Consider the following 346-nt stretch of genomic DNA (forward strand, 5'->3'; position numbering starts at 1 on the left):
GATGTAGGCCTTGGCCTGATCCGAGTAGTGCTTGTCGAACGGTACGCCGCTCTGGCCGACGGGGTTGATGCCCAGGCTGTTGGCGGGGTCGGCGAAGTCGATGATGCGGCGGGTCGAGGGGCCGTAGTTCACGGGCCACGGCGCAGGGCGAATGCTGGCTGACAGGTTGTTCGGCACTTCATGCGTACCCGGCGCTGGGTAAGGGCCAACGTTCAACACTTTATCCAATGGCTTCTGTGAGCCCAGCGGACGTCCATGGGTCAAGGTGTGCGCTCTGCCCCAGACCCATTCGTCTGGGTTGTTGCCGTACAGGGCTTTGAGGTGCGAAACGCTGGCGCGCCACGCA

1 protein-coding gene is annotated in these 346 nt (G+C 63.3%); it reads right to left on the minus strand.

The features are described 5' to 3' along the window. Positions 1-346, minus strand: a 346-nt coding sequence (locus tag EE949_RS29050; protein ID WP_164666861.1) for a penicillin acylase family protein, incomplete at both ends; no start/stop codon positions are given.

This window comes from Pseudomonas viridiflava (assembly GCF_900602065.1).
Lineage (GTDB): Bacteria > Pseudomonadota > Gammaproteobacteria > Pseudomonadales > Pseudomonadaceae > Aquipseudomonas.